Origin of the sequence: Pseudomonas spirodelae (assembly GCF_034653255.1) — a bacterium.
GTDB classification, from domain to species: domain Bacteria; phylum Pseudomonadota; class Gammaproteobacteria; order Pseudomonadales; family Pseudomonadaceae; genus Aquipseudomonas; species Aquipseudomonas spirodelae.
Genome location: NZ_JAYEET010000039.1, coordinates 144,819 through 164,848 on the forward strand (window position 1 = coordinate 144,819; position 20,030 = coordinate 164,848).

Genomic DNA, 20,030 nt, shown 5'->3' on the forward strand with positions numbered 1-20,030 from the left:
GGCACGCATGAGCGACTCCCTCGATTTGAGCCTGGACGGTGTTGAACGCCGTTCCCTTGCCGATTTTACCGAGCAGGCTTACCTCAATTACTCCATGTACGTGATCATGGACCGTGCGCTGCCGCATATTGGTGACGGTTTGAAACCGGTGCAGCGCCGCATTATCTACGCCATGAGCGAGCTGGGCCTGGACGCCGACTCCAAGCACAAGAAGTCGGCGCGTACCGTCGGTGACGTGCTCGGTAAGTTCCACCCGCACGGCGACAGTGCCTGCTACGAAGCCATGGTGCTGATGGCGCAGCCGTTCAGCTACCGCTACACCCTGGTCGACGGGCAGGGTAACTGGGGTGCGCCGGATGACCCCAAATCCTTCGCCGCCATGCGTTACACCGAGGCGCGTTTGTCGCGTTACGCCGAAGTGCTGCTCACCGAGCTGGGCCAGGGCACTGTCGACTGGGTGCCAAACTTCGACGGCACCATGAACGAGCCGGCGACGCTGCCGGCGCGCTTACCCAACCTGCTGCTCAACGGCACCACCGGCATCGCCGTGGGCATGGCCACCGACGTGCCGCCGCATAACTTGCGCGAAGTCGCGACGGCCTGCATTCGCTTGCTGGACGAGCCGAATGCCACGGTTGAGCAACTCTGCGAGCATGTGCTTGGCCCGGATTACCCGACCGAAGCTGAGATCATCACGCCGCGTGCGGATCTGCTGAAAATCTACGAAACAGGTAAGGGCTCGGTGCGCATGCGCGCCGTGTACCGCGTCGAGGATGGCGATATCGTCGTCACCTCGTTGCCGCATCAAGTCTCCGGGGCCAAGGTGCTGGAGCAGATTGCCGCGCAGATGCAGGCGAAGAAACTACCGATGGTTGCCGACCTGCGCGATGAGTCGGACCATGAACACCCGTGCCGCATCGTGATCATTCCGCGCTCCAACCGGGTGGATGCCGACGAGCTGATGCAGCATTTGTTCGCCACCACCGAGCTGGAGTCCAGCTACCGGGTCAACACCAACGTGATTGGCCTGGACGGCAAACCGTCGGTGAAAAACCTGCGCACGCTGCTGACGGAGTGGTTGGTGTTCCGGGTGAATACCGTACGCCGCCGCCTGCAGTTCCGCTTGGATAAGGTTGAGCGACGCTTGCACCTGTTGGAAGGCTTGCTGACGGCTTTCCTCAATCTGGATGAAGTGATCCATATCATCCGTACCGAAGATCAGCCCAAGCCGGTGCTGATGGCACGCTTCGGCCTCGACGATATTCAGGCCGACTACATCCTCGATACCCGTCTGCGTCAGCTCGCGCGGCTTGAGGAAATGAAGATCCGTGGTGAGCAGGACGAACTGGCCAAGGAACGCGACAAGCTGCAAGCCTTGCTCGGCAGCGAAGCCAAGCTGAAGAAACTGGTGCGCAAGGAAATTCTTGAAGATGCCGAAAAGTACGGCGATGACCGTCGTTCGCCGATCGTTGCCCGCGCTGAAGCCAAAGCGCTGAGCGAAACCGAGCTGATGCCGACCGAGCCGGTCACCGTGGTGATCTCGGAGAAAGGCTGGGTGCGCTGCGGCAAGGGCCACGATATCGATGCGACTGGCCTCTCCTATAAAGGCGGCGATGGCTTCAAGACCGCCGCGCCGGGCCGCTCCAATCAGTTTGCGGTGTTTATCGACTCCACCGGGCGCAGCTACTCGCTGGCTGCACATTCACTGCCGTCCGCCCGCGGGCAGGGCGAGCCGCTGACCGGGCGGCTAACCCCTCCGCCGGGTGCGACCTTTGAGTGTGTGCTGTTGCCTGAGGACAATGCGCTGTTTGTGATTGCCTCCGATGCCGGTTACGGTTTTGTGGTTAAGGGCGAAGACCTGCAAGCCAAGAACAAGGCCGGCAAGGCGCTGCTGAGCCTGCCTGCCGGTGCGCGAGTGGTGCCGCCCAAACCGCTGGGCAATCGTGAAGAGGACTGGTTGGCGGCGGTGACCACTGAAGGGCGCCTGCTGTTGTTCAAGGTCGCTGATCTGCCTCAGTTGGGTAAGGGCAAGGGCAACAAAATCATCGGCATTCCGGGTGAACGGGTAGCTTCGCGTGAGGAATACCTCAGTGACCTGGCCGTGTTACCACCAGGCAGCACTCTTGTGCTTCAGGCAGGCAAGCGCACGTTGTCGCTCAAGCCTGATGACCTCGAGCACTACAAGGGCGAGCGCGGACGGCGCGGTAATAAGCTGCCGCGGGGTTTCCAGCGTGTCGATAGTTTGTTGGTTGAAGTTCAGGGCTAAGTGTTGGCGGCACACCCAGCGTTCCACCGTGCGGCGCTGGAGTCGCGAGTGGCTTTCAAGGATGATACTCAGCCGCAACGCGGGTTGGCTTCAGCAACCCGCCTGCACCTAATTTTGTATGCGCGCCGGCAGATTTACCGGCTGGATGAATGAGATGACTGCACTGCGTTTTCCTGGGGTTTTGCTGCTGGCTGGCGTGCTCAGCCTGGCCGGTTGTGTGCGCTACCAGCAAGCGCCGCTGTACCAGCTCGACAGTGGCGATATCCGCGTACCTGCTGCCGAGCAGGGCATTGCCGTGTTACTTGGGCCGGTAGAGATTGCCGATTATCTGCAGCGTGAGGCGCTGTTACAGCGCCAGGCCGATGGCAGCCTAACCGCCGCAGATAATGCGAGCTGGGCCGGTAGCCTGGCGTCTGATATTGATCAGCAGTTGGTGCGCCAGCTGGCTTCGCGCCTGGACAGCCAGCGCTTGGTGTTGGCACCGACGACGGCAGGGTTCGTGCCGCAGGTACGCCTGGGCTTGTCGATCACCCGCCTGGACTCCGGTCCGCAGCGGCCGGCCGTGCTGGAAGCACAATGGCGGCTGGCGGGGGCGGACGGCAAGTTGCTGGATGGGCGTCTGGTGCACCTGGAAGAAGGCCACAATGGCAGCATCGTTGATCAGGTGCGGGCGCAGAGTCTGGTGGTGCAGCAGTTAGTCGAGCAACTGGCCGTGGCCGTCGAAACCCAGGTCATACCCGCACCCAAGGCGCGGGCACCGGTGCGCAAGCCCGTGCCGGTAAAGCCTGAGCCACCAGCGCCGCCGCGTATTCCGGTGGTTGAGCCGATGCGTGGGGAAAGTGAAGTGTTCCGCTTCTAGCGATACAACCTAGGCGCCAGTCCGGCGCCTAGTTGCTTTCGTGCATGTGCGCCAGTTGGCGCTCCAGTAATGATGGGTAAGGTTCTAGCAGGCGCTCCACGCAGCACGCCCCTTGCGGGCTGGCGATGGCACGAATACGCGCCCGCTGACTGATCAGCGCATCGTCGGCAATCTTGCGTTCAACCAGCAACAGGTTGCGGCTGTGCTGTGACAGCGCCAGCGCACTTTGGGCTGTTTCACTCAGCAGCAGATCGCCCTGGCTAAGGTTGCCAAGGTGCTCGCCGAGGGTCAGGCCAAGTTGCAGTTGCAGGGTAATACCGCTGTCTGCCACTTCAATTTGCAGGGCATGGCCGAGGGCGCGCATCAGCTCGCCGCAGCAGATGGCGTGGGTCAGATAATCTTCACCGCAGTCCAGTTGGTGGAACAGCATCAGGCTGCTGCCATCGCTGAGGGTGTGCAGCTCGCCCTGATAGAGCTTGGCGGCCTGATCCAGGCAGTCGCGGTAGCGTTGCAGTAATTCCATCAGGCGCGCGCGGGGCAGGCGGCGCAGCTGTTCCTGGGCACCCAGTTGGATCGCTAATACCGCGCTGGGGAGCGGTTGCTGTGGCGTTGGTGGTACGGCAGGTGTGTGCTCGTCGTTATCGCGCAGCTCGGAAAACGGGTCGTCCACAGCATCGTCGGTGCTGGCATGGGCTGATTCGATGGCTTCGTCGAACTCATCAAAGCGTTCATCGTGCAGGTTGCGCACTTCAAAATCGGGTTCGTCATCAAACGACTCATCGAGGTAGTCGTCGGCGTCTTCGCTTATCGGCTGGTCGTCGTAGAGTGGCTGCTCTTCTGGCTGTGCAGGTTTTTCCGGCACCAGGCGAGCTTGCAGCTGACGCGCCAGGTCGCCGATTTCATCCTGTCGGCCGCTGCCGGGGGCAGGGTCATCCGGGTCGCGCAGCCAGACGCGCAGTTGTAGCAGCGGCGTGGAGATGTGCCGCCCCAAACGCATGCTCAGTGACAGCGCCAGGGCCAGCAAAATCAGGCTAAGAATGCCCATGCTTTGCAGGCTGATGGTCATTGGTTGCTGGAACTGCTGCATGTCCAGGCTGATGCGCAATTGCCCGGCGATCACTTCCTGAAAGGTGATGGGCGTGGAATACAGCCCTTCGGTTTCACCGAGCATGCTCTGGGTCGGACGTGAGCCGGCCTCGGCCAGGATTCGGTTGTCCACGCTGTAGATCGCGGCATGGGCCACCAGCGGATTTTTCACCAAATTATTCAGCAGCACATTGAGGCTGAGGATGTCGTTGGACACCAGCAGTTCGGTGGCTGACGTGGCCGTCTGGGTAATCAGGCTGGTGCCCAGGGCTTCAGCTTGCTGCTGCATGGCATATTTAAATTGCATGCCGATGACCCAGCCATAAATCACCAGGGCCAGGGCCACCAGCAATAGGCTATGGCAGACAATACGCAGCGCCAGAGGGATGCGCTTTTGGCGCAGGGCCTGGAACAGCAGCAGGAAGAAATTATCGGATTTTACGGGGGCGGGCCGGTTCACAGAGCTCGGCTCATGTCGACTGTAGGTGGCGCGCAGTATAGCGGCGCCTCGGCAGTGGGCAAAGCACCGTGCGTGGCTGTTTATCGGTGTAAATGGGTAGAATGTGCGCCTTTGCGCTGCTTGTGGTCTGTTCTGCAAGCCGCTGCCCCTTCCGCATTACTGGAGACCGAGCCTTGCGCGAAATCGTCCTGATCAATATCACCGGTGAAGACCGACCCGGTTTAACCGCCGCCATCACCGGCGTACTGGCCCAGGGTGGGGTGAATATCCTCGATATTGGCCAGGCGGTGATCCATGACACGCTGTCGTTTGGCATCCTGGTCGAGATACCGGATAACGAGCGCGCCTCGTCGGTACTCAAGGACATTCTGTTCACCGCTTACAAACTCGACCAGCAGGTGCGTTTTACCCCGGTATCTGAGGCGGATTACCAGCAGTGGGTCAGCGGCCAGGGCAAGGCCCGACACATTGTCACCTTGCTCACGCGTAAGGTCACGGCTGAACAGCTGCAGCGTGTCAGCGCGATTACCGCGCGCTATGACCTGAATATCGACCATATCGATCGCCTTTCCGGGCGGATGCCGTTGAATATGCCTGCCGAGCAGGGTAAAGGCTGCATCGAGTTCTCGGTGCGCGGCGAACCGGCCGATCCAGCGACCCTGCGTGCCGAGTTCCTGAGCGTGGCGCAGGAGTTAAATGTTGATATCGCCTTCCAGCGTGATTCGTTGTATCGCCGCAATCGCCGTCTGGCGGTGTTCGACATGGACTCGACGCTGATCGAAGCTGAGGTGATCGACGAGCTGGCCAAGGCGGCGGGCGTCGGTGAGCAGGTGTCCGAGATTACCGAGCGTGCAATGCGCGGTGAGCTGGACTTTGCCGCGAGCTTCCGCGAGCGCCTGGCGCTGCTAAAAGGCCTGCCGGAAACCGTGCTGGCCGACATCGGCGCGTCGCTGCGCCTAACCGAGGGCGCGGAAACCCTGTTCAGCGAGTTGCGCCGTCTGGGTTACAAAACCGCGATCCTGTCCGGTGGTTTCACCTACTTCGCTAAGCAGCTACAGGCCAAGCTTGGTATCGACTACGTCTTCGCCAATGAGCTGCAGATCGTTGATGGTCTGGTCACTGGCGTGGCGGTGGAGCCAATCGTCGATGCGCAGCGCAAGGCCGATTTGCTGCGCCAGCTGGCAGCCAAGGAAGGGTTGCGCCTGGAGCAGACGATTGCCGTGGGCGACGGTGCCAATGACCTGCCCATGCTGGCGATCGCCGGGCTGGGCGTGGCATTCCGTGCCAAGCCGCTGGTTAAGCAATCGGCCAAGCAAGCGATCTCGACCTTGGGCTTGGACGGCATTCTGTACTTGCTTGGCTTCCGCGACCGCGACGGCCTGGAGTAAATAACCGCTCACGAAAAAGCCGCCCAAGGGCGGCTTTTTGGTTTTTGCGGAGGCTACTCGTCGTCGGCGGCGAAATCGTAATCCATCGACTGGCTCGGGCCCTGCAGGTAGTGGCCCTGGATGTAGTTGACCCCGGCTTGCCAGAGCGTGGCCAGCACGCTGGCCGTCTCGACGAAAGGCACAATGGTCAGCTTTGCCTGGGCGTGTAGGCTGGCCAGCAAGGTTTTCAGTGCTTCCTGGTTCTCCGCGTTGCTCAGGTCCTGAGAGAACGAGCTGTCGACTTTGACGAAGTCGATATGCAGGTGCTTGAGGGTGTTGAAGGGGTTAAGCGAGCAGCCAAACTGGGTCAGCGCGGTTTTGCAGTGCAGCTCGTTGAGGCCTTGTGTGATCGCCTTGGCCTGTTTCAGGTAGGCAATCGCTTCGGGTTCGCTGAACTGGAATACCAGTGAGTCCGACGGCAGGCGGGCGGCTTTCAGCGCAACGCTGAGCCACGGCAGCAGGGTTTGATCCTGCAGGCTGGCGCTCGATAGATGGACAAACAGGCGCGTGTTGTGGCCCTTGCTGCGATGGTCAGCGAGCAGTTTGATTGAGTTAAGAATCACCCAGCGATCAATCTTCTCCGCAAGCCCGGCATCTGTCGCCGAGTCAAACAGCTCTTTCGGCGGGATCTCTTCGCCTTGAGGGTTGATCAGGCGTAACAGCGCTTCATAGTGTTCAAAGCTATCGCCGCGTAGGCTGATGATCGGCTGGAACAGTAGGCGGAAGCTGTTTTTCTCCAGCGCCTGTTGGATCATCGCTGCAATGTTGCCGCGGTTGGCGGCTGCCGCCAGCTCGTCGGCAGGGTTGAACAGTTTGATGGCGTTGCCGTCACTTAGCTCATCGGCGCAACGGTGGGCGCGGTTGACCACTTCTTGAGCCTTGGTGGTGGTCTCGTTGAGCCCGGCGATACCCACCGACAGGGTGCTTTGTACGGTGCGACCGCTCACCTCGAACAGGTGGCCTTCGACCTTTTTCAGCAAGCTGCTCAGGTGCTCGCGGTTGCTTTCCGGGCTGACGCCAGGCTGCAGCACGGTAAACACATCATCGCCAAAGCGAGCCAGCTGCGCATCCGCATTGAAGTGCGCACGCAGCAGGTTGGCCATGTCGGTAAGCAGGATGTCGATACCTGCCAAACCGATGTCGGCGAGTAGGCTGGCGTAATGATCAACGCGGATATACGCCAGGGTCGATGGCTGACCTGCATTCACGGCACGCTCGGCGGCGTTGTCCATTAGCTCAAGGAAGTGGGTGCGGTTGAATAAGCCGGTGACCAGGTCCTGGCTGCTGATTTCGCGCAGTTTCTCTTCCAGTTCGGCATTGCTGGTTTCGGCGCGAATCACCACCTGAATGCACGGCTCGCCATCATAGGTGGCAGGGGAGAAGCTCATTTGCGCCGCAAAGCGCTGGCCGTTGGCCTTCATGCCGCTGCACTTCAGTTCGGCATGGCCTTCGGCGCTGTGATAGCTCTTCAAGAAGTCCTTGAAACTGGCCTGGTCGCTGCTGCTGATCAGATCGATCATCGGCATGCCTTCCAGTTCGTCAGCATCTACGTAGGCGAACAGGTCAAGGTAGGCGCGGTTGGCATAGATGTGCATGCCTTCGTGCACGTAGGTGATGGCGTCGACAGAGCTTTCGAGCAATAACTGGCAGCGTTTTTCCGCTTCGCGCAGGGCCACTTCCGAGGCGCGGCGAGCGCGGCGCTCTTCCAGGTTGGCCAGTTCGCGTTTAGCCACCAAGACCAGGCGTTCGTCTTCACCTTGCGGCAGGGCGTCTTGAGCGCCGAGCATCAGCGCCTCGGTGATGCTGTCGGAGTCGTTGTCGGCGAGCAGTTGGATGACTGGAATGTCTTTTGCCAGGCGGCGGATCGCGCCAATCGCCTCGCTAGGGGCCAGCTGTTCGCTGCTCGGTGCGCAAATCAGCAGGTCCCAGCTTTGCTGCAGGACCTCGTTTAGGTCATCGCTGGAACTCAGGCGATGCACCCGGGTTGCCCGGCCTGCGTTGCGGAACAGGCTGACGAGGCGCTCGGCCTCATTTTGTGAGTCTTCGAGTATCAGTAGCCGAATGGTTTTTTTTTCAATGGCCATGGTTGGGTATCAAATCTGCGCCGAACGGGCGCGAAAAGGCGACAAAAGGGAGAGCGTCGGCAATCTACAGCGACTTCCAGAGTGAGTCAAAGTCTTCCTCCCCGCCTGGCGTGCGACCTTTCGGCGCTGTGACAGGCTTCCCTTGCTCGCTGCCGACCTGCTCGACGCCGCGGTATTCAAACTGATTGAAACTGCCGGTGCTGGTTTGTCGACGGCTGAGTACCGCGCGGTGTTCGCTCCCGTTCAGGTTGATGCTGACCTTGTTGCCTTCCTGGAAGGGGAGGCGGGCGGTAATCAAGCTTGCCGGGCGTGAAATTGCACTGATTTCTGGCAGTAAAAGTGCACGCAAGTACTGGCTGTTCTGTTCGGCCTTGCGTACCAGCTGCAGGCCACAGGCTTGGGCATGCGGAGCGATCAGCTCGATACCCATTTGTGTGCCGCCGCCGCGCACCTGGCGAATCCAGCGCACCACGGCAATGCTCCAGCCTTGTTGCGGCAGGCTTTGCACGCCGAGCAGTTCGCCGGCCTGGAGTTGGTTGGGCACATCCTTCGGCCATGACAGGCAATAACCGCCGGGGCTGATGTTGACAATGGACACGTCGAAGGTCGGGTAGCTTTCAACAGCGTTGCTTTCCGGGATGTCGATACTTTTCCCAGGCTTGCTGTATTGGATCTCTTCGAAGGGTAGGCCGTTTTCCCAGTGGTTGTGTTTCTGGGCATCGAAGGCATTTGACCAGATGTCTTGCGGCCCAGTCTCGGCCTTGAAGACGGCGGTATTGGCTTGAACGGGTAGCTGCAGAACTTCATTGAATGGGCGCTTACCGGCGAGGTAGAAGTGCAACGCACTCATGCCGATGCACAGGGTCAATGCGCCCTGGCCCTGGCTGCGCTGAAAGGTGCGCTCGGCGATGTCGCCCCAGGCGGCTGCCAGGTGCTGAAGCATGTCGTGGCTGAATCCCTCGGGAACGGTCAAGCGCGAATGGTTCAGATTTTCCGCCGGCAGCAGCAAATGCTCCTTAATGGCGTCCACCAAGTGGCTAGGGTCGATCCCTAGGGCGTTGTGCAGTTCGCTCTTCTGGAACAGCGAGATGTAGCGGGGCGGGCCGTCCAGTTGTGGAGCGACCGCAAACAAGCTGGAGTGTTCGTCACCGGCCTGCAGGGTGACCAGCGTACTCCAGGGTTCGAGCACTTCAGCCAGACGTGCAATGGCACTTTGGCGCATTTGGTTGCAGCGTGCACAGCCGAGCAACAGGGCAACCAGATAGCTTTGCTCGGTACTCAGGCCTTGGGTGTGCAAGGCTTGGTTGTCACGAATCATGACTTTGTGCAGGTCGCGCTTAAGGGCTATCTGGTACAGCTGGTGCAACTCAAGCCAAAGCCCCTCGGGAACCGGGCAGTACAGTTGGCTGGCGCGAATCAGTGGTCCGCACAGGCTGTGTGTGGCGCGTTGCAGGGCGATGGCAAGCAGCTGATGACGCTCGCGGCCAGGTTGAGTCGCCAGGCGCGCGACGATCAGTTTGTAGCCAATGGCCAGGTGGTTCTGCAGGGCCTGGCAGAGGTTGGCAACCTTGCGCGGGCGCTCATCAAGAACAATGGCTTGTTTAAGAAAGTGTTTTTCCAGCTGCTTACAAACGAAATAAACCTCTGGGCGAAGGATCTCCAGCAGTTGCAGGCGATTTTCCGAGGGTGTCAGCAACTGATTGAGTTCGACTAAGGCTTGGTAGAGCTGGCGTGCAGTTTCACCAATATTGGCTTTGGGCAGGCCATCGACCCATTTCTTCAAGTCACGAGGGCTGGCGTCGCAGAATGACAGGCTTTGCTTGTCCGGCGTGGTGACACGCAGCAGCAAATGAGAATTCTGTTTATCCATCTAAATCGAATACTCCAGCGCACAGGCAAAACTGATCGGGCTATCAATTATGGTTCGACTCTAGCAGCATCTCGCCTGGCTCGCAGCCATGTCCTTGGCCGTATTGCCAGGCTGGCATGGGCTGCTAACCAGTCGGAAGTCGTTGGTGTGCTTGGTCTTCGTAAGCCGAGGCTCAGTCGCGCCTGCACTACCAGCGTCTGCTGGCAGCGCAGGCTGTGCACATGTCAGGTGAGTGGTGAAGTGAGGCGCTGGCCCATCTGGACTGCGCTGTTGGCCGTTAGTTCTTCAGCCCACTGCACCTGTTCCGGGCCAAACAGCACGATAGCCGTGGAGCCCAGTTTGAAGCGGCCCAGTTCAGCGCCTTTTTCCAGGCTGATTGGCGCGCGTGCGGCGTCATCGTACTTGAACGTCTTCAATTCGCGCTTGGGTGGGGTGACCAGCCCAGCCCAGACCGTCTCGATTGACGCCACGATCATCGCACCAACCAGCACCACCGCCATCGGCCCGCGCTCGGTGTCAAACAGGCAAACCACTCGCTCATTGCGGGCAAACAGTTCCGGCACATTCTCTGCCGTGGTTTGATTGACCGAGAACAGCCGGCCTGGCACGTAGACCATTTCTTTCAACGTGCCGGCCAGTGGCATGTGCACGCGGTGGTAGTCCTTGGGGGACAGGTAAACAGTGGCGAAATCACCACCCATAAAGGCTGCCGCGCGCTCGGTATCACCGCCCAGCAGTTCGATCACGCTGAAGCTATGACCCTTGGCCTGGAAAATCCGGCCTTGTTCGATTTTGCCGAGCTGGCTGATCGCTCCGTCGGCAGGGCTGAGCACTGCACCAGGGCTGCTGTCGAGTGGGCGTGCGCCGTCTTTCAGGGCACGGGTAAAGAAGTCATTGAAGTGGGCAAAGGCGGTCAGGTCTTCGACCTGGGCTTCGCTCATGTTGACCTGGTACTGCTTGGCGAACCAGCCGATCAGGCGGTTCTTGAACCAGCCGGCGCGGCATTCGGCGGCGCAGCCAATCAGGCGTGAGAGCAGATGGTGCGGCAGCAGGTACTGGCTGAGAATAAACAGGCGATCTTTCATTGGGTTTCCTTAAAAGTGGCAGGCGGTCTGCGGGTACTTAGCGCTCGACCGGAGTGTCCGGATGGTTGCCCCACTCGCCCCAGGAGCCGGCATAGGCTTTTACCCGTGGATAACCAAGGATCTTGGCGACCAGGTAGGTAAAGCCAGAGCGGTGGTGGGTCTGGCAGTGGGTGATGATTTCTTTGTCAGGCGTGATGCCGAGGCTGTCGAGTTGCGCCTGGATGTCCTGGCGAATGCGCAGCGCGCGGGACGGGTCCATACCGGCGGTCCATTCAAAGTTGACCGCGCCGGGGATATGCCCGGCTTTTTGCGCCAGGCTTTTCTCGCCGCTGTATTCGCCGGGCGAGCGTGCATCCCAGATCGCCAAATCGGTGGCGCCGAGACGACTTTGCAGATATTCGCGGGTAGCCGTGGGTGTGGGGTCGATATTCAAGCGGATGGCTTGCGTAGCGACTGGCGGCACAGCGGTGCTCAGTTCGCGGTTTTCTGCCTGCCAGGCCAGCAGGCCACCATCAAGGTAGTGATAGTGGCGGTGGCCGATTACATCCAGCAGCCAGATGAAACGTCCGGCCCAGCCGCCACCCTCATCGTCGTACACCACGTAGACAGCATCAGGATGGTGCCCGAGTTCAGCGAACAACTGCTCAAGTTGTGCCGGCTCCGGCAATAGGCCTGGTGCTGGGGGCTGTCCACGCTGGGTGCGCTTGGGGTCGACAAAGTGTGCCCCCGGGATGTGGCCAGCGGCATAGCGCGCCTGGCTGGTCAGGTCGACCAAAATCAGCTCGGGCGCCTCCAGGCGGCTGGCCAGTTGGGCGGGTTCGATCAGCAAGGGCAACTCAGCGAAGGCGGTCATGCCGGGCCTCTTTTGACGGGAAAGGGCGGATTGTAGCGGAAAGCCTATCGCCCGCGGTTGGCAAAGCTGGCGAGGGCGCGCTCAATGCATTGCACGGTTTTGCCGAAGCCCTGCACGCTGGTGTCGCTCAGCGCCCGGCCACCCTGGTCGGTGAAGATCAGCATGACCACGCGGTTATTGTTGGCGATTGAGCGAATCAGCAAGTGTTCGCTGGGGAACAGGTTTTTCAGCGTGCCCGGCAGTAGGGCGGAAAACTGCGCGATGTTGGCGGGGCTCAGCTTCAATTGCGCGGGGGCGCTCAGCAAGCGGCGCAGCACCTGGCTTTGCTGTGGGTCGAGGCTGAGGCTGGCTGCTGCCTTGTCTAGGCCACTTTGCTGTTGGGCGATTAGGCGGGTGTGGTTGCGATCCGCCAGCAGGATCAGCACGCGTTGCATACCGCAGGCTTGAAGGGCTTGATTGGCGCAGGCGGTGAGTTGCAGCACATTGGTAAAAGCGCTGGGTTGAGCGAGCAGTTGTGCGCAATGCTGACGCCACGCGCTGACGAGTGCAGTGCTGGGTTGTGTGACCGCTGCTTGCAGGTGCCGCGCCGACCACGGCCACAGCAAGGCTTCGGCCGGGTGCCAGAGGTCTGAACTGGGCATCTGGCGGGCACTGTTGACGGCGTTCTGGTGCAACAGTTGCTGCACGTTATCGAGTGGCAGTTGCAGGAATAGGCCGGTCAGGCGCTGCCAGCGCAGGCTGTGCGGACTGTTCCAAGCATAGTGTGCAGAAATCGCCAAGCCATTGGCCAGGAGAATGCTGTTGGCTGGCAGGGTTAGCCAGCGGCGCAGGTTGCTATCCGAGTCCAGGCACTGCTGCTGGTGCAGTGGATGTTGATTGTCGCGGGCGATGTGCAGGGCTTTGACCAGTAAGCGCCGGTCGTTGACCAGTAGGCGATAACCCTGGGTGATCCATTCTGGCAGGTTCCACTGCTCGCTCAGTGCCAGGCATAGCTCTAGCAGAGGGACGCCGAGTAATTCCTGCTCAACCTTGGTCGCCGCTTCACCGTTGACCAGTACCCGCTGTTCCCATTTATCGAACAGTTCCGGGTGGGCGGCCAGCAGGGTCCAAATCGGGGAGAGAAACAGCAGGCTGCCCCAGTGCACTTCCTGCCACAGGCGCGCCAGGCGCCCGGCGAACAGGCCGTTCGCCTGCTGGCAGGCATGTTGGCTGATCAGCAGAATCTGCCGGAGTGCCTTTGGTAGCGCCTGTTCGGGCAAGGCGGGCAGGCGGTTGAGCAGCTCTTCGGTACGTTTGATGCCGAGACGGCTGATAGCGGCTTCGAGGCTTTCGGTTCGCTCGCTGAGCCCGCTGCTTTTGCGGTTGGCCTCGCGCATGACGCTGAGTGCCAGAGCCGGGCAGCTTTGCATTGACTCCGCCAGTTCACGCATCGAGCGATTACTGTCCGCCAGGGCGCGACGCAGCTGTTGCTGGCTCTCGGTTGAGGCAGGCAATAGCTGGCTGTCTAGCTGCTTGAGCCAGTCTGTCAGGTTGCGCGGATGGTGGACGGGCTTAGGCATGTGTATTGAGACAAGCTGGCTTTTGACCTTAACTGGCTATAGTCTCGCGCAAAACTTCCGATAAATAGAAGGGTTGTTTTGCAAAGCCCCTTCTACCCTCTCTGGCAAGTGTCTCTTTATGGCAAAAATCATCGGCATCATTGTTGTATTCGCCAGCGTACTGGGGGGGTTTATCCTTTCGGGCGGCAAATTTATGGCGTTGGTTCATCCCTTCGAAGTGATGATCATTGGCGGCGCTGCATTGGGGGCCTTTCTGCAGGCCAACCCCGGCAGCATGTTTATGCAGGTGTTCAAGAAGTCGCTGAGCATGTTCAGCTCGCGCTTCACTCATCACTACTACCTGGATGTGCTTAAGCTCCTGTACGAGATCCTCAACAAAAGTCGCCGTGAAGGCATGATGGCCATCGAGGCCGATGTTGAAGACCCTGCCGCCAGCCCGATATTCAGCAAGTACCCCGGCATCCTCAAAGATCAGCGGATGACCGCCTTTATCTGCGATTACCTGCGCATCATGTCGTCCGGCAATATGGCCCCGCACGAGCTTGAGGGGCTGTTCGACATGGAGATCGCTAGCCTCAAAGAAGAGCTCGAGCACCCGGCGCATGCCGTGGCGAAGATTGCCGACGGAATGCCCGCCATGGGGATCGTGGCGGCGGTACTGGGCATTGTGATTACCATGTCGATCCTGGCCGAGGCGGATAACGCGGAAATCGGCGAGAAGGTCGGCACCGCGTTGGTCGGCACCTTCCTCGGGATCTTGGCGTCCTATGGCTTCTTCGGGCCGCTGGCCGGCTCGCTGGAGCACGATGCCAAGGAAGAACTGAATGTGTACGAGGCGATCAAGGCGGGCTTGGTGGCTTCGGCTTCAGGCATGCCGCCCTCGCTGGCCGTCGAGTTCTCGCGCAAAGTGCTGTTTCCGGCGCACCGGCCAAGCTTTTCTGAGCTTGAGCAAGCCATGCGTGGGAGCTAGAGCGCTGCATGGAAAACAATCAGCCGATCATCGTCAAACGCGTCAAAAAGGTTGCTGGCGGCCACCATGGCGGTGCTTGGAAAATCGCCTTTGCTGACTTCGCCACGGCGATGATGGCGTTCTTTATGGTGATGTGGCTGATGTCATCGGCCACGCCAGAGCAGAAAAAACTCATCTCCGGCTACTTTCAAGACCCTGTCGGCTTTTCCGAGAGTGCAAGCCCGTATGTGATCGACCTTGGCGGCACGCCCACGCCGGCGCCGGATAAAACCCTGAATCCCGAGGCAAAAGATGACGACGACCCGGCCGGTGAGGCGCAGGGTGAAATCGACCAGCAGCAAGCCGAGTCGATAGCCGAGGAAGTTGAGCGTGAGCGCCTGGAGTTGCTGCTGCAAGAGCTGCAAAACAAAGTTGAGGAGAACCCTCAGCTGCAGAATTTCAAAGATCAGATTCTCTTCGAAATCACTCAGGACGGTCTGCGCATCCAGATTATGGATGCTGCCAACCGGCCGATGTTTGCCTCTGGCAGTGCGCAGCTGCAGCCTTATTTCGAGGATATTCTGCTGGCCATGACGGACACCATTGCGGCGGTACCGAACAAGATCAGCGTCAGTGGTCATACCGATGCTCAGCCCTTTGCTGGGCGCGGTGGTTATGGCAACTGGGAGCTGTCTGCGGATCGCGCGAATGCGGCGCGGCGAGTTTTGGTAGCCGGTGGTTATGACGATACGCAGGTGGCGCGTGTCGTGGGGTATGCCTCGTCGGCGTTGTTCGATCGCGAGAATCCGCTCAACCCGGTCAATCGGCGTATCGATATTGTGGTGCTGACGAAGAAGGCCCAGCGGGCCATTGAGGGCGCGCAGAGTGATGTCGGTGCGGGCGATGTACCCGCCGCGCCTGGCGCGCCCGATGCAGTCGCGCCTAGCGCACCGGATGATCCGTTACCCGATGGGCAGCTACGCGAACGACTGAATATTTTCGAAGACGGTGTGCTGCAGTTCGATCAGCCGGCTGAGTGAGTTGCCGCTGTGAGCAAAAGGCCGCGAATCTTCGCGGCCTTTTTTGTTGATAGCCTGCAATCCCTGGCGCCACCCTGCGGGCCGTTGCGGCTCGACGTAAAAATCGCTCTCGGCGATTTTTTCAGTAATCGGCTTCCGGCAGGCTCGCCAGGATTTGCCGGTAACTGGCCATGCGTTGTGGGTGCAAGCGACCGTCTTCAAGTGCCTTGAGCAGGGCGCAGCCCGGTTCACGGTCATGCTTGCAATCGCGGAAACGGCATTGCCCGATCAGCTCGCCGAACTCGATAAAGCCGGCTTCAACGTCATCGCGGCTGACGTGCACCAGACCAAACTCACGAATCCCCGGGGAGTCGATCAACTCGCCGCCGCCGGGGAAGTGGAACAGGCGTGCCGTGGTGGTGGTGTGAGTGCCGAGGCCGGAAAGCTCCGACAGCGGCCCGACGCGGGTGTCGACATCCGGTAGCAGGGTGTTGACCAGCGATGACTTGCCGACCCCCGACTGGCCGACGAAGACGCTGACATTGCCATCGAGCTGTTGCTTGAGCTGATCCATGCCGTCGCCGTGATGCGCCGATACTTCCAGCAGTGGATAACCCAGCTGGCGGTAGACGTCGAGCATGGCGTTTAGCGCGATGCCATTCTGCTCGTCGATCAGGTCGGCCTTGTTCAGCAGCAGCAGTGGGCGGATGCCGGCGTGCTCGGCAGCTACTAGGTAGCGGTCGATCAGGTTGGCGTGTGGCTCGGGCAGCGGGGCGAAGACGATCACGATCAGGTCAACGTTGGCCGCCACCGGCTTCAACTGGCCGCGCGTGTCTGGGCGGCACAGTTCCGTGCTGCGCGGCAGTTGCGCAACAATGACGCCAATGCCTTGATTGCCGGCGCGCCACACCACCTGGTCGCCAGTCACCATGGTGGGCAGGTTGGCGCGCAAGTGGCAGCGGAATACCTGGCCGGCCAGTTCGCCGTCCAGTGCCTCAACCTCGACCTGCACGCCGAAGTGGGCGATCACCAGGCCGGTTTGTTCCGGGCCTAAATCGCCACCTTCGAGAATTTGTACAGCCTGCGATTCGCGCTTGGCGGCGCGGGCGGCACGCTCGCCTTGAATTTTTTCGATACGCCAGTTTTGCCGGCGGTTGAGTTGGCGTTTGGCCATGGGTCTTCCGAGAGTTGAATTGCGCAATAAACGGTCGCGAGTCTAGCACGGGCTGCCAATTGCGCTGCTGACGCGGCTACACTGCGGCGCATTATCTGTCTGCTCAGGAGTCTGCATGCTGCGCGTTGTCCGGCGATACCCTGCGCTGCTGGCATTGGGCACGCAGCTGGGCGCGACGTTGTTGGTCGGCGTGGCGCTGTATCTGGCCGCGCAGGTGGCTCCTTGGCGGCCTACCTGGCTGGCTGTTGGGCTGAGCCAGGGATTGATCGCCGCCGCGCTGGCCCGCTACCTGGGCTTGTCGCGCTGGTGGTGCGGGTTGAACCTGCTGTTTGCGCCGGCGTTGCTGTTGGCGAGCGGTGCGCCCCTTCCGTCCTGGTTTTTTCTGGGTGGGTTTGTCCTAGTGTTGCTGCTCAACTGGAACAGTTTTACCGAGCAGGTGCCGCTATACCTGACCGGAGCCGGCACCCGGCAGCATCTGGTGCAGGTGTTGCGCGAGCAGCCCGAGCATTTTCGTTTTATCGACCTGGGATGTGGTCCGGCCGGCATGCTGCTGAGCCTGGCCCGGCAGTTCCCGCAGGCACATTTTGTTGGCGTAGAAACGGCGCCGTTGTCCTTTGCCATCGCCTGGTTGCGCGCCTTGCGCCGGGGTAATTGTCAGGTTCGCTATCAAAGCCTCTGGCGCACGGACTTGTCTGTATTCGATGTGGTGTATTGCTTTCTCTCGCCTGCGCCCATGGCAGCGTTGTGGGTTCAGGCCTGCGAGCAGATGCCGGCTGGCAGTCTGCTGATAAGTAATACCTTCGAGGTGCCTGGCCAGCCAGCGGATCAGCTGATCGAGCTGCACGACTGGCGTAACTCGCGATTGCTGCTGTGGCGCATGCGCGGCTGATTTATTCGCTAAACTGTCGGCCTTAGCCGAGGATCCCCGCATGCAGAACCCGCAGAATCTAATCTGGATCGACCTGGAAATGACCGGTCTGGAGCCCGAAACGGACGTCATCATCGAGATGGCCACCATCGTTACCGACAGCGACCTGAATATTCTCGCCGAAGGTCCGGTGATCGCCGTCCATCAGAGTGATGAGTTGCTCGCCGGTATGGACGAGTGGAATACCCGCACTCACGGTGGCAGCGGTCTGACCCAGCGTGTACGCGAGAGCAAAATCAGTCCCGCCGAGGCCGAGGCCATGACCATTGCCTTCCTTGAGCAATGGGTGCCAAAAGGCAAGTCACCGATCTGCGGCAACAGCATTGGCCAGGACCGGCGCTTCCTGTGTAAGTACATGCAGAACTTGGACGCCTACTTCCATTACCGCGCGCTGGATGTGTCGACCCTGAAAATCCTTGCTGGGATGTGGGCGCCAAAGGTCAAAGAGTCATTTCAGAAACAAGGCACGCATCAGGCACTGGACGATATCCGTGAGTCCATCGCTGAGCTGCGTCATTACCGCGAGCATTTCATCAAGGTCTAGGGTGTCGACAGCGCATTAAGCAACGCCTATACGCGTCTAGCGGTCTGCCAGTAGCGTGCGTCGTGGTTTTTAGGTGCCCGCATGCTTTCGCGGGCATGTAGACTGCGCGCCTTTTGGCAGGGGCTGACCGATGTTGCTGACTGTGTTGTACCTCATAGCGATCACCGCCGAAGCCATGACCGGTGCGCTATCGGCCGGGCGGCGCGGCATGGACTGGTTCGGCGTGGCGTTGATCGCCTGCATTACCGCCCTGGGGGGCGGCTCGGTGCGTGACATGCTGCTGGGGCACTACCCGCTGACGTGGGTCAAGCATCCCGAATACCTGGTGCTGACCACCTTCGCCGCGCTGGTCACGGTGTTTATCGCGCCCCTGATGCGGCATCTGCGCTCGCTGTTTCTGGTGCTGGACGCCATGGGGCTGGTGGCCTTCACCCTGATTGGCTGCCAGATTGCCCTGGACATGGGGCACGGCCCACTGATCGCAGCGGTCAGTGGGGTTATTACCGGCGTATTCGGCGGCATTTTGCGGGATATCTTCTGCAACGACGTGCCCCTGATTTTTCGCCGCGAACTTTATGCCAGCGTGTCGTTTGCCTGCGCTTGGTGCTTTCTCGGCTGTGCCTACCTGGGGCTGGGCAACGAGCAGTCACTGCTGATCAGCCTGTTCGGCGGTCTGCTGTTTCGGTTGCTATCGATCCGCTATCACTGGGAGATGCCCAAATTCGTCTATCGGGACGATCCTCAGGGCTGAGGTGTTAGGTCGCGCTGCGCATGTTGGTCGAGTGCCCACTCGACATGCTCGCGCACAAGGGCGGAGGGGTGCTCGCGGCGTGCTTTGAGCGCTTCCAGTACCGGGATCGTCGTGGGGGCATTGCCCAGGCCGACCGCCAGGTTGCGCAGCCAGCGTTCGTAGCCAGCGCGGCGCAGGGGCGAGCCTTCAGTGCGGCTGAGAAATTCGTCCTCACTCCAGCCGAACAGTGCGGCCAGCTCGGCATTGTCTAGGCTATGGCGGGGCTGGAAGTCACTTTGCTCGGTGGGTTTGGCGAAGCGATTCCACGGGCAGACCATTTGGCAGTCGTCACAGCCGAACACACGGTTGCCAATGGGCGCACGCAGCTCAATAGGGATCGAACCTTTGAGCTCGATGGTCAGGTAGGAAATACAGCGTCGCGCGTCCAGCACATAGGGGCCGACAAAGGCCGCTGTGGGGCAGATATCCATGCAGGCAGTGCAGCGCCCGCAGTGCTCGCTGGTGTGGGCTGGGTCCACCGGCAGCGGCAGATCGACGAACAGTTCGCCGAGGAAGAAATAACTGCCGGCCTTGCGGTTGAGTACCAGGGTGTTCTTGCCGATCCAGCCGAGGCCGGCCTGTTCAGCGATGGCTTTTTCCAACACCGGTGCGCTGTCGACAAAGGCGCGGTAACCGAATGGGCCGATCTGCTGCTGGATGCGCTCGGCGAGCTGCTGCAGGCGTTTGCGGATCAGCTTGTGATAGTCACGCCCTAGGGCGTAGCGCGACACGTAGGCTTTTGCCGGCTGGGCAAGCTGCTGCGCCATCTGCGTGTCGCCGGGCAGGTAGTCCATGCGCAGCGATACCACGCGCAGGGTGCCGGGTATCAGTTGTTCTGGGTGTGAACGTTTGCTGCCGTGGGCGGCCATGTAGTCCATCTCGCCCTGATAGCCGGCGTCCAGCCAGCGCTGCAGGTGCGCTTCGTGTTCGCCCAGCTGCACATCGGCAATCCCGACCTGCTGAAAGCCCAGCTCGCGGCCCCAGTCTTTGATTGACTGGGCGAGAGCGGCAAGGTCGAGGGCGTCAGTGTTCATATGAAGGCGGGTAACCGGAGCGGAGGTGAGTATAATTCTGCCA

16 protein-coding genes are annotated in these 20,030 nt (G+C 60.5%); 8 read left to right on the forward strand and 8 right to left on the reverse strand.

Features of this window, described 5'->3' with window-relative positions; translation table 11 throughout:
- The first annotated feature begins 7 nt into the window (after nt 1–7).
- A complete protein-coding gene (gene parC, locus SOP97_RS12440) occupies nt 8–2,266 on the forward strand; it encodes a DNA topoisomerase IV subunit A (RefSeq protein ID WP_322949347.1) in 2,259 nt (752 codons plus the stop codon).
- Between the two features lie 154 nt (nt 2,267–2,420).
- Nucleotides 2,421–3,125, forward strand: a complete 705-nt coding sequence (locus SOP97_RS12445; RefSeq protein ID WP_274087214.1) for a PqiC family protein — start codon at nt 2,421–2,423, stop codon at nt 3,123–3,125.
- 28 nt (nt 3,126–3,153) lie between these two features.
- Here the strand turns inward: SOP97_RS12445 and SOP97_RS12450 are convergent, their stop codons facing one another.
- Nucleotides 3,154–4,671, reverse strand: coding sequence for an AhpA/YtjB family protein (locus tag SOP97_RS12450; RefSeq protein WP_274087215.1), 1,518 nt, complete (start codon nt 4,669–4,671; stop codon nt 3,154–3,156).
- A gap of 173 nt (nt 4,672–4,844) precedes the next feature.
- Here SOP97_RS12450 and serB point away from each other — a divergent pair, with 173 nt between their 5' ends.
- Nucleotides 4,845–6,059, forward strand: a complete 1,215-nt coding sequence (gene serB, locus SOP97_RS12455; RefSeq protein WP_274087216.1) for a phosphoserine phosphatase SerB — start codon at nt 4,845–4,847, stop codon at nt 6,057–6,059.
- 53 nt (nt 6,060–6,112) lie between these two features.
- Here serB and SOP97_RS12460 read toward each other — a convergent pair whose 3' ends face one another.
- From SOP97_RS12460 to SOP97_RS12480, 5 genes are all read right to left on the reverse strand, one after another.
- Nucleotides 6,113–8,182: an EAL domain-containing response regulator gene (locus SOP97_RS12460; protein ID WP_274087217.1), complete on the reverse strand. Its 2,070-nt coding sequence runs from the start codon at nt 8,180–8,182 to the stop codon at nt 6,113–6,115.
- A gap of 64 nt (nt 8,183–8,246) precedes the next feature.
- Nucleotides 8,247–10,052, reverse strand: coding sequence for a molecular chaperone (locus SOP97_RS12465; RefSeq protein WP_274087218.1), 1,806 nt, complete (start codon nt 10,050–10,052; stop codon nt 8,247–8,249).
- 224 nt (nt 10,053–10,276) lie between these two features.
- Nucleotides 10,277–11,137: an archaetidylserine decarboxylase gene (asd, locus tag SOP97_RS12470; RefSeq protein ID WP_274087219.1), complete on the reverse strand. Its 861-nt coding sequence runs from the start codon at nt 11,135–11,137 to the stop codon at nt 10,277–10,279.
- A gap of 37 nt (nt 11,138–11,174) precedes the next feature.
- The gene (locus SOP97_RS12475) at nt 11,175–11,990 is read right to left on the reverse strand and encodes a rhodanese-like domain-containing protein (protein ID WP_274087220.1); all 816 of its coding nucleotides are present in this window, start codon (nt 11,988–11,990) and stop codon (nt 11,175–11,177) included.
- 44 nt (nt 11,991–12,034) lie between these two features.
- Entirely contained in the window at nt 12,035–13,549 is a 1,515-nt protein-coding gene (locus tag SOP97_RS12480) for an HDOD domain-containing protein (protein ID WP_274087221.1), read from the reverse strand.
- 118 nt (nt 13,550–13,667) lie between these two features.
- Between SOP97_RS12480 and motA the strand changes: the two genes are divergently transcribed.
- Together motA and motB are read left to right on the forward strand one after the other, a co-directional pair.
- Nucleotides 13,668–14,519 (forward strand): flagellar motor stator protein MotA, encoded by an 852-nt coding sequence (gene motA, locus SOP97_RS12485; RefSeq protein WP_274087222.1) that lies wholly within the window; start codon nt 13,668–13,670, stop codon nt 14,517–14,519.
- An 8-nt stretch (nt 14,520–14,527) separates the two neighbouring features.
- Complete coding sequence (gene motB / locus SOP97_RS12490) at nt 14,528–15,538, forward strand: flagellar motor protein MotB (RefSeq protein ID WP_274087223.1); 1,011 nt, start codon at nt 14,528–14,530, stop codon at nt 15,536–15,538.
- A gap of 121 nt (nt 15,539–15,659) precedes the next feature.
- Here the strand turns inward: motB and rsgA are convergent, their stop codons facing one another.
- Nucleotides 15,660–16,691 (reverse strand): small ribosomal subunit biogenesis GTPase RsgA, encoded by a 1,032-nt coding sequence (gene rsgA, locus SOP97_RS12495; protein ID WP_322949348.1) that lies wholly within the window; start codon nt 16,689–16,691, stop codon nt 15,660–15,662.
- Between the two features lie 115 nt (nt 16,692–16,806).
- Here rsgA and SOP97_RS12500 point away from each other — a divergent pair, with 115 nt between their 5' ends.
- The 3 genes from SOP97_RS12500 (at nt 16,807) to SOP97_RS12510 (ending at nt 18,914) form a co-directional block, all read left to right on the forward strand.
- Nucleotides 16,807–17,580, forward strand: coding sequence for a class I SAM-dependent methyltransferase (locus SOP97_RS12500; RefSeq protein WP_322949349.1), 774 nt, complete (start codon nt 16,807–16,809; stop codon nt 17,578–17,580).
- A gap of 40 nt (nt 17,581–17,620) precedes the next feature.
- Nucleotides 17,621–18,163, forward strand: a complete 543-nt coding sequence (orn, locus tag SOP97_RS12505) for an oligoribonuclease (RefSeq protein WP_322949350.1) — start codon at nt 17,621–17,623, stop codon at nt 18,161–18,163.
- Nucleotides 18,164–18,293: 130 nt separating this feature from the next.
- Nucleotides 18,294–18,914 (forward strand): trimeric intracellular cation channel family protein, encoded by a 621-nt coding sequence (locus SOP97_RS12510; RefSeq protein WP_322949351.1) that lies wholly within the window; start codon nt 18,294–18,296, stop codon nt 18,912–18,914.
- On the opposite strand, the gene queG is transcribed toward SOP97_RS12510, so the two are convergent.
- Entirely contained in the window at nt 18,905–19,987 is a 1,083-nt protein-coding gene (gene queG / locus SOP97_RS12515) for a tRNA epoxyqueuosine(34) reductase QueG (protein ID WP_322949352.1), read from the reverse strand. The two genes, SOP97_RS12510 and queG, sit on opposite strands and share 10 nt — an antisense overlap.
- Between the last annotated feature and the right edge of the window lie 43 nt (nt 19,988–20,030).

Bases quoted from the DNA above. Each gene is read 5' to 3' on its own strand.
- parC (WP_322949347.1), top strand. From the start codon at position 8: ATGAGCGACTCCCTCGATTTGAGCCTGGACGGTGTTGAACGCCGTTCC.
- SOP97_RS12445 (WP_274087214.1), top strand. From the start codon at position 2,421: ATGACTGCACTGCGTTTTCCTGGGGTTTTGCTGCTGGCTGGCGTGCTC.
- SOP97_RS12460 (WP_274087217.1), bottom strand. From the start codon at position 8,182: ATGGCCATTGAAAAAAAAACCATTCGGCTACTGATACTCGAAGACTCA.
- SOP97_RS12465 (WP_274087218.1), bottom strand. From the start codon at position 10,052: ATGGATAAACAGAATTCTCATTTGCTGCTGCGTGTCACCACGCCGGAC.
- asd (WP_274087219.1), bottom strand. From the start codon at position 11,137: ATGAAAGATCGCCTGTTTATTCTCAGCCAGTACCTGCTGCCGCACCAT.
- SOP97_RS12475 (WP_274087220.1), bottom strand. From the start codon at position 11,990: ATGACCGCCTTCGCTGAGTTGCCCTTGCTGATCGAACCCGCCCAACTG.
- SOP97_RS12480 (WP_274087221.1), bottom strand. From the start codon at position 13,549: ATGCCTAAGCCCGTCCACCATCCGCGCAACCTGACAGACTGGCTCAAG.
- motA (WP_274087222.1), top strand. From the start codon at position 13,668: ATGGCAAAAATCATCGGCATCATTGTTGTATTCGCCAGCGTACTGGGG.
- motB (WP_274087223.1), top strand. From the start codon at position 14,528: ATGGAAAACAATCAGCCGATCATCGTCAAACGCGTCAAAAAGGTTGCT.
- rsgA (WP_322949348.1), bottom strand. From the start codon at position 16,691: ATGGCCAAACGCCAACTCAACCGCCGGCAAAACTGGCGTATCGAAAAA.
- SOP97_RS12500 (WP_322949349.1), top strand. From the start codon at position 16,807: ATGCTGCGCGTTGTCCGGCGATACCCTGCGCTGCTGGCATTGGGCACG.
- orn (WP_322949350.1), top strand. From the start codon at position 17,621: ATGCAGAACCCGCAGAATCTAATCTGGATCGACCTGGAAATGACCGGT.
- SOP97_RS12510 (WP_322949351.1), top strand. From the start codon at position 18,294: ATGTTGCTGACTGTGTTGTACCTCATAGCGATCACCGCCGAAGCCATG.
- queG (WP_322949352.1), bottom strand. From the start codon at position 19,987: ATGAACACTGACGCCCTCGACCTTGCCGCTCTCGCCCAGTCAATCAAA.